This window comes from Rummeliibacillus sp. POC4 (genome assembly GCF_003576525.1).
Taxonomy (GTDB): Bacteria; Bacillota; Bacilli; order Bacillales_A; family Planococcaceae; genus Rummeliibacillus.
Window position 1 is genome coordinate 1 of sequence record NZ_QWUA01000132.1, and the last position, 2,184, is coordinate 2,184.

Annotated in this window: 2 protein-coding genes; both read right to left on the reverse strand. The window is 33.5% G+C overall.

The genetic code is table 11. From position 1 onward, the window contains the following. Window positions 1-241: 241 nt before the first annotated feature. A complete protein-coding gene (locus tag D1606_RS18200; RefSeq protein ID WP_367269459.1) occupies window positions 242-727 on the reverse strand; it encodes a nucleotide sugar dehydrogenase in 486 nt (161 codons plus the stop codon). A gap of 15 nt (window positions 728-742) precedes the next feature. Then, entirely contained in the window at window positions 743-2,173 is a 1,431-nt protein-coding gene (locus D1606_RS18205) for a polysaccharide deacetylase family protein (protein ID WP_119417425.1), read from the reverse strand. Window positions 2,174-2,184 lie beyond the last annotated feature (11 nt).

A 2,184-nucleotide genomic window follows, 5' to 3' on the forward strand; every position in this document is an offset into this window, starting at 1 on the left:
ATTAAAAATAATAATATAGAAGATAATGTGAAAAGTATTGAAAATATTATTTCGATATTTAAGTTTCTTAAAATGGATTACAAGGCAGAACAATGTCTAACACTTTTAACAAGCACCTTAAAGCGAAAAAAAGATCCAAAAGTTATTTCTTTAAATCTAAATAATTCTTAATTGCATTTCTAAAAGAAGTCGATATTTGGTTGGGTGCTAATGAAATGTGGCTTGGTATCTTTTTAGTGTGTCATTGATATAAGAGGCGTATTATGAAGAACCAACTATCTGCTTCTAAGATGGGGATACACACATCTTCTGTAACCCCAGGATAAACCGTCGACTCAAATACAACGATGGCTCCTTTTGTAAGCTTTGACCCAACTATTTGACTGGCATTTTGAATGTATGTTAAATCAGGTATATTTCCACTTTGAACTGGTGTTGGCACGGCTACGATAAAAAATTTCGCATTCTCTAGATTATTACTATCTGATGTAAATTGAATGGAACAATCATGTAATACCGTATTTCCTAAATCACCTGTCAAATCGATTCCTTTTTGATATTCTGTGATTTTTCGTTCGCTTAGATCAAAACCTATGACCTTTGCTTTTTTGGAAAAAGCAACAGCAAGTGGTAATCCCACATAACCAAGGCCTACTACTGCTATAGAAGCTTGTCCGTTTACGATTTCCTCATAAAGATCTATTTTTTCTTCTATAAATAATCCCATACTGATCAACTCCATTTATGATTTATTTTTAATAAGATCTGAAACTAAAACAAATTTATAGCCTTTGTTTTTTAACTTTTTAATCGCTAAAGGTAATGCTTCAATTGTATGAATGTCATCTAACATGTGAAGAAGTATGATACTCCCGTTATGTGTCTTCTTTAGTAGTCCGTTTACGATATCCGTTGCATTATTCTTTTTATCCCAGTCTAAAACCGTTACATCGTACATGATGATATCGGAGTAACCTGTTGCTGCTACATTCTTAGCTGATTGTTCATCAATTTCACCTGTAGGAGGTCTAAAAAACATGACAGGCTGTTGTTGAATGGCTTCTGTAATTACCTTGTGAGCTGTCACTACTTCTTTCTGTAATTTTTCAGGGGTGATTTTAGTCAATACTGGATGAGTATACGTATGGTTTGCTACATCATGACCTTCTTCGACAATAGCTCTTGCCAAATTTGGGTTATCCTCCACTCCTTTAGCACGTAAAAAGAATGTAGCTTTTACTGATTCCTTTTTTAAAATAGCTAAAATCTGATTGACGGTCTTTTCACTTCCCCAATCGTCAAATGTTAAAGCTATTTTTGCGGATGTCGTATCAAGGTTATAAATAAGTTTATATTTTGCATTTTTGTTTTTTAAGTTGACTGAAGCTGCATTGTGTCCTGGAATTTGAGCTAATGGTTTTCTCTCTTTTCCATTTGCAATTAGATCTTCTAGCGGTATCAATTTATACCCCATATCTGAAACTACTTTTGCAATAAATGGAATAGCTGAAATAACTTCTGGATTAAAGTTTGTATTTAAGTTAATAATGCTTCCTCTAGCAATATATCTTTCAACATATGAAGCTATAGATTTGGCATCCTTCATTTTCCAATCTTTCGGGTTGATATTATAACTAACCACAGCATCCATTCCTAATTGAGCTGCAGCAAGACGCACATCTTCTTGCATGTCACCTGTTCTTGTGCGAACATAACGTGGACTACTGCCTGTTTCTTTTTGAATAATGTCATTTGATAAATTAATTTCTTTATAAATTTGTTCGTAGCTAAAGTCGCTCATATCCAATTGATTTAAAGTATTATTTTCGATTTCATGGCCTCTTGCCAAAATTTCTTTTGCTATCTGTGGTTCTTCAGCAACCCTCATACCTGGCAAGAAAAACGTTGCTTTTATATGATATTTGCCTAATTCATCTAATAGCTTTTCCATTGTTTTACCATCACCCATACCATTAAAAGTTAGTGATAATGCTTTCTGGGTTGTATATACTGATGGGATTGCCTTACTTTCTTGACCAGTAAAGCGCTCAATTTTTTCTAAATTTCTTCCAGAAGTCTTCGAAGTGTCTGAACTTTCCTCCTGGCAAGCTGCTAAAAATAATGCCATTAAAACAATGAGTATTTTAAAAATGGATTTTTTATTTTGTGACATTCTTGCTCTCC

Excerpts from the sequence above, each read along its gene's own strand:
- D1606_RS18200 (WP_367269459.1), bottom strand. The coding sequence starts at position 727 with ATGGGATTATTTATAGAAGAAAAAATAGATCTTTATGAGGAAATCGTA.
- D1606_RS18205 (WP_119417425.1), bottom strand. The coding sequence starts at position 2,173 with ATGTCACAAAATAAAAAATCCATTTTTAAAATACTCATTGTTTTAATG.